Source organism: Rhodococcus sp. GXMU-t2271 (assembly GCF_041414735.1).
Classification (GTDB): Bacteria; Actinomycetota; Actinomycetes; order Mycobacteriales; family Mycobacteriaceae; genus Rhodococcus; species Rhodococcus indonesiensis.
Map to the genome: position 1 here is coordinate 1 of NZ_JAUIZP010000033.1, position 4,761 is coordinate 4,761.

Here is a 4,761-nt window from a genome sequence, read left to right on the forward strand (position 1 = left end):
GGGTTCCTCCGGTGGTGGGGTCACGGCTCCTGCGCGGGGCTGCGGGCGGACGAGCCCCATCCCGACGCATACTGATCTAACGTTAGCGCTAACGTCTTTGTTCATGACTGAGACCTCCCCCACTTCGACTCCGCTCGCGGCTCTGAGCTCCGGGCTCGTGACCGCCATCGACCACGTCGGCATCGCGGTCCCCGACCTCGACGCCGCTCTCACCTGGTACGCCCAGAACCTCGGACTCGTCTCGACCCATGAGGAGGTCAACGAGGAGCAGGGCGTGCGCGAGGCGATGCTGTCGGTTCCCGGCTCGCCGGCGGGCGCGACCGCGATCCAGCTGCTCGCCCCGCTGAACGAGAACTCGACGATCGCGAAGTTCATCGACCGCAGCGGCCCCGGTCTGCAGCAGCTCGCCTACCGCGTCAGCGACATCGATGCCGTGTCCACCGAGCTCCGCGCTCGGGGCGTGCGCCTGCTCTACGACGCCCCGCGACGTGGCACCGCCGATTCGCGCATCAACTTCCTCCACCCCAAGGACGCCGGCGGCGTACTGGTCGAACTCGTCGAACCGGCCGCACACGGATCGCACTGACAACCCACGTCTCGCCCGGCCGACCCACCCGGTTTGCGCTGCCGCAGCATTAGCACAACGACGCGGCACGCGCAGCTCCGGCTGCCGCGAGCAGGTAGATTGGCGCCATGGTTTTCGATCGCGATCGCACCCCCAGCCACCTGCCCTTCTCCATCGTGCGCAAGGGTTTCGACCGCGACGAGGTGACCAACTACTTCGCCAGATTCGAAGCCGAGCTGCGCGTGACCGCGACGGACCGGGATGCGGCCGCCGCCCAGGCTCGCGACCTGGCGAGACAGCTGGAGAACGCTCGCAACGAGATCGACGAGTTGCGCAAGGATGTCGATCGTCTCTCGGTGCCGCCCACCACGGCCGAGGGTATGAGCGACCGAATCTCCCGCATGCTGCGCCTCGCCTCCGACGAAGCGTCCGAGCTGCGGGCCCGGGCCGAGGCCGATGCCGCCGAGATGATCTCCCTGGCCGAACAGGAGGGCATCCGGTTGCGCGGGGACTACGAGGCGATGATCGCCGAGCTCGCCGAGCGGCGTAAGGCGTTCGAAGCCGAGCATGCCCGGACGATGTCCGAGGCACGTGCCCATGCCGCCCGGATCATTGCCGCCGCCGAAGCCGAGCGCGATCGTCTCGCGGCGGAGGCGGAGGCCAAGCGGGACCAGGTTCAGCAGGATTTCGAGATCGCCATGAGCGAGCGCCGCAGCAAGGTCCTCGGCGCTCTCGACGAACTCGAACGATCCAGCAAGGCCGAGGCCGAACAGCGTCTCGAGATCGCCTCACGCGAGGCGGCGCGCCGGCTCGAGATCGCCACCGAACAGTCCGAACGGAAGGTCGCCAACGCTCGCGATCTGACCGAGGAACTGCGGGTGCTGCGTGGCCGCATCCTCAGCCAGCTGGACGGGGTGCGCGGTCAGCTCGAGGCGGTGCCGTCGATGCTGGCGGCTGTGACGCGCGAGGGTGAGCTGCTCGACCGCGACCGGGACACATCCACCACCGACGGCGACACCGAGGCGACCACGGAGATCGCCACCGAAGAATCCGAGAAGGAACCGGCCACCAAGGAACTACCGGCGGGCGGCACGTCCGAGGACAGCGGCCGGAAGAGCGGCGCGGGCGAGCAGGAGAAGCGAACCGGCAACGAAGCACAAGCACCTGCGACCGACCGGCTCGGCCGGTCACCCGCGGTGGCCAGCAAGGTCCGCAACTGACTCGCTGTCCGAACCACGACTGAGTCGCCGTCAGGACCACCGACAGGTCGGGCCGTCAGGACCACGACGGCGAGCCGTCAGGACCACGACGGCGGGCCGTCAGGACCAACGACGGGTCGGGCCGCGGGTCCCGCGGCCGGTCCAGCAGCCGTTGTGCCAGTGCCGGCGTTCGTCTGCTCCCCCTATGTCGTCGGTGGGCCAGGCGACCACATGCGGCGTTCCCGGCGCGATCTCGTGATCGCATCCGGGGCACCGGTAGGCCTTCGTGGCTCGCGAGCCAGGGACAGTGCGCACGGTGTAGCGCTCGGATTCCGCACCCGACGGGCCCGATTCGGTACGGGACGTCGCCCCGGAGAACGTCGACGCGCCGGTCTCGGGCCGGCGCCTGCGCTGTGATCGGGGGGTGTTGCGGCGAGGCATCTCAGAACAGCCGGAACTCGTTGCTCTCGGTGCCGCGCAGCGCCTCGTAGTCGAGTACGAGGCAGCGGATGCCGCGGTCGGTCGCCAGGGTCTTGGCCTGCGGCTTGATCTGTTGTGCCGCGAAGACTCCACTGACCGGGGCGAGCAGCGGGTCCCGGTTGAGCAGCTCGAGGTAGCGCGTGAGCTGTTCGACGCCGTCGATCTCGCCGCGTCGCTTGATCTCGACGGCTACCGTGCCGCCGTCCGCGTCCCGGCACAGCAGATCCACCGGGCCGATGGCCGTCGGGTACTCACGCCGGACGAGGGTGTAGCCGCGCCCGAGGGTTTCGACGTGCTCGGCCAGCAGTTCCTGCAGGTGCGCCTCCACCCCGTCCTTGATCAGGCCGGGATCCACGCCCAGTTCGTGACTGGAATCGTGCTCGATCTCCTCGATGGTGATGCGCAGTTGCTCACCCGCCTTGTTCGTCACCACCCACAGAGCGTGCGCCTCTTCCGCAGACTCCTCGACCAGCCGACACGGCGGACTCATCCAGTTCAGGGGCTTGTAGGCGCGGTCGTCGGCATGCACACTGACCGATCCGTCGGCTTTGACCAGGAGCAGCCGACGCGCCATCGGCAGGTGTGCCGTCAGACGTCCGATGTAGTCGACTCGACAGCGGGCAATCACAAGGCGCACGTTGCCACCCTAGAGGATCGCCCCGGACTACTCTCGAACGACCATGCCTCGCACTCGCCGCATCTCGCCACTCGGCTCGCCGCTGCTCGGCGCACCCGCGGAATCCGTCCAGCGCCAACGGGTTCGCGTGCAGACGTTGCTCACCCTGCTGTTGCTCGGCACGAACATCGCGGGAGCCGCGATCACGGCGGTGCTGATCAATGTCGTCATCCCGGGTCCCTCGGTGCTGCGCCCGGAGTTCGTCGTCGTGACCGGTGTCGTCGCGCCGGTCTACGTCGTGGGGGCGATCGTCCTGGGAACGATCGTCGGGACGCGGCGTGGGCTCGCGCAACTGCGCTGGATCCTCGAGGACCGGGATCCGTCGCCGGAGGAACGTCGCGCCACGATGCGGTTACCGATGCGGCTCACCGCCCAGCAGGGCGCGTTCTGGGCCCTGGGACTGGTGCTGTTCGCGACCGCCTTCGGGGTGCTCGATCCGCGCACCATCCCGAAGGTCGCATTCACCATTGCTCTCGCGGGACTGACGGTCTGCGGCTTCGTCTTCCTCTTCAGCGAGTTCGCGCTGCGACCGATCGCGGCCCGGGCCCTCGAGGCGGGCGCGACCCCGCGGCGCCGCCTCACCGGTACCAGCGGACGCATCATGGTGGCGTGGGTGCTGGGCAGCGCCGTTCCCGTCATCGGATTGATGCTCGTCGCCGTCTTCAGCTTCGTCCGTCCCGTGACGCCCGTCCGCTTCGCGGTGACAATCCTGACGATCGGCGGACTGGCGTTGGTGCTGGGATCGCTGCTCATGTTCCTTACCGCCCGGAGGAGCGTCGCGCCGATCGAGTCCGTCCGGGCCGGCATGGCCCGTATCGAGCGGGGTGACCTCGATGCGGAGGTCGTCGTCTACGACGGGACGGAACTCGGAGAGCTGCAGGCCGGATTCAATCGCATGGCCGACGGCCTGCGTGAGCGCGAGCGGATCCGCGATGTCTTCGGTCGGCACGTCGGACAGGACGTCGCCCGGGCGGCGCTGGCGTCGTCACCGCGCCTCGGTGGCGAAGAACGTGATGTCGCGGTGCTGTTCATCGACATCATCGGTTCGACGGCAATGGCGGCGGATCGTCCGCCGACCGAGGTCGTACAGCTGCTCAACCGCTTCTTCGAGGTCGTGGTCGAGGAGGTCCACCGGGCCGGGGGCTTCGTCAACAAGTTCGAGGGCGACGCGGCCCTGGCAATCTTCGGTGCACCGGTGGCAATGGACGATCCCGCAGGCAACGCCCTCGCGGCAGCCCGGACGATGGCACGACGACTGCGCACCGACGTCCCCGAGTGCGAGGCCGGTATCGGGGTCGCAGCCGGACTGACGGTGGCCGGAAACGTAGGGGCTCACGAGAGATTCGAGTACACGGTCATCGGCGACCCGGTGAACGAGGCTGCGCGACTCTCGGATCTGGCCAAGACGATCCCCGGCCACGTAGTCGCCTCGTCCCGGGCGGTTCGGGCGGCCGCCGAACACGAGCGCACGAGGTGGTCGCCGCAAGGCGAAGTGACCCTGCGCGGACGGTCGGAAGTCACCCGCCTCGCGGTGCCGTCGGCGGAGTGATACCGCCGGCACCGACAGGGTCGGTCGAGTAGGTCCGTCGAGACAACGGACAGACCCGGAAATGCCGGAAGCCCCCCGACAGTGTCGGGGGGCTTCCGGTAACGGGTGTTCGGCGGTGTCCTACTCTCCCACACCCTGTCGGGTGCAGTACCATCGGCGCAGACAGGCTTAGCTTCCGGGTTCGGAATGGGACCGGGCGTTTCCCTGTCGCTATGGCCGCCGTAACTCTGTGAAACGACACACACCCACTCGCTTCGCTCGTGAATGATCGAGTGAACGCTGTTCCCCCCTT

At 68.5% G+C, this 4,761-nt stretch carries 5 protein-coding genes and 1 rRNA gene; 3 read left to right on the top strand and 3 right to left on the bottom strand.

Annotated elements, in window-relative coordinates:
* Positions 1-103 precede the first annotated feature (103 nt).
* Positions 104-586 carry a methylmalonyl-CoA epimerase gene (mce, locus tag QYS60_RS13180; RefSeq protein WP_371383392.1) on the top strand — a complete coding sequence of 161 codons (483 nt, stop codon included), beginning with the start codon at positions 104-106 and terminating at the stop codon, positions 584-586.
* Between the two features lie 107 nt (positions 587-693).
* The gene (locus QYS60_RS13185) at positions 694-1,785 is read left to right on the top strand and encodes a hypothetical protein (protein ID WP_371383393.1); all 1,092 of its coding nucleotides are present in this window, start codon (positions 694-696) and stop codon (positions 1,783-1,785) included.
* A 99-nt stretch (positions 1,786-1,884) separates the two neighbouring features.
* Here the strand turns inward: QYS60_RS13185 and QYS60_RS13190 are convergent, their stop codons facing one another.
* Positions 1,885-2,205 (bottom strand): ATP/GTP-binding protein, encoded by a 321-nt coding sequence (locus tag QYS60_RS13190; RefSeq protein ID WP_289382406.1) that lies wholly within the window; start codon positions 2,203-2,205, stop codon positions 1,885-1,887.
* Between the two features lies 1 nt (position 2,206).
* Positions 2,207-2,881 carry an endonuclease NucS gene (gene nucS, locus QYS60_RS13195; RefSeq protein ID WP_054375343.1) on the bottom strand — a complete coding sequence of 225 codons (675 nt, stop codon included), beginning with the start codon at positions 2,879-2,881 and terminating at the stop codon, positions 2,207-2,209.
* A 43-nt stretch (positions 2,882-2,924) separates the two neighbouring features.
* Here nucS and QYS60_RS13200 point away from each other — a divergent pair, with 43 nt between their 5' ends.
* Positions 2,925-4,469: an adenylate/guanylate cyclase domain-containing protein gene (locus QYS60_RS13200; RefSeq protein WP_371383394.1), complete on the top strand. Its 1,545-nt coding sequence runs from the start codon at positions 2,925-2,927 to the stop codon at positions 4,467-4,469.
* Between the two features lie 107 nt (positions 4,470-4,576).
* On the opposite strand, the gene rrf is transcribed toward QYS60_RS13200, so the two are convergent.
* Positions 4,577-4,693, bottom strand: a 5S ribosomal RNA gene (rrf, locus tag QYS60_RS13205).
* Positions 4,694-4,761 lie beyond the last annotated feature (68 nt).

Excerpts from the sequence above, each read along its gene's own strand:
- mce (WP_371383392.1), top strand. The coding sequence starts at position 104 with ATGACTGAGACCTCCCCCACTTCGACTCCGCTCGCGGCTCTGAGCTCC.
- QYS60_RS13185 (WP_371383393.1), top strand. The coding sequence starts at position 694 with ATGGTTTTCGATCGCGATCGCACCCCCAGCCACCTGCCCTTCTCCATC.
- QYS60_RS13200 (WP_371383394.1), top strand. The coding sequence starts at position 2,925 with ATGCCTCGCACTCGCCGCATCTCGCCACTCGGCTCGCCGCTGCTCGGC.
- QYS60_RS13190 (WP_289382406.1), bottom strand. The coding sequence starts at position 2,205 with ATGCCTCGCCGCAACACCCCCCGATCACAGCGCAGGCGCCGGCCCGAG.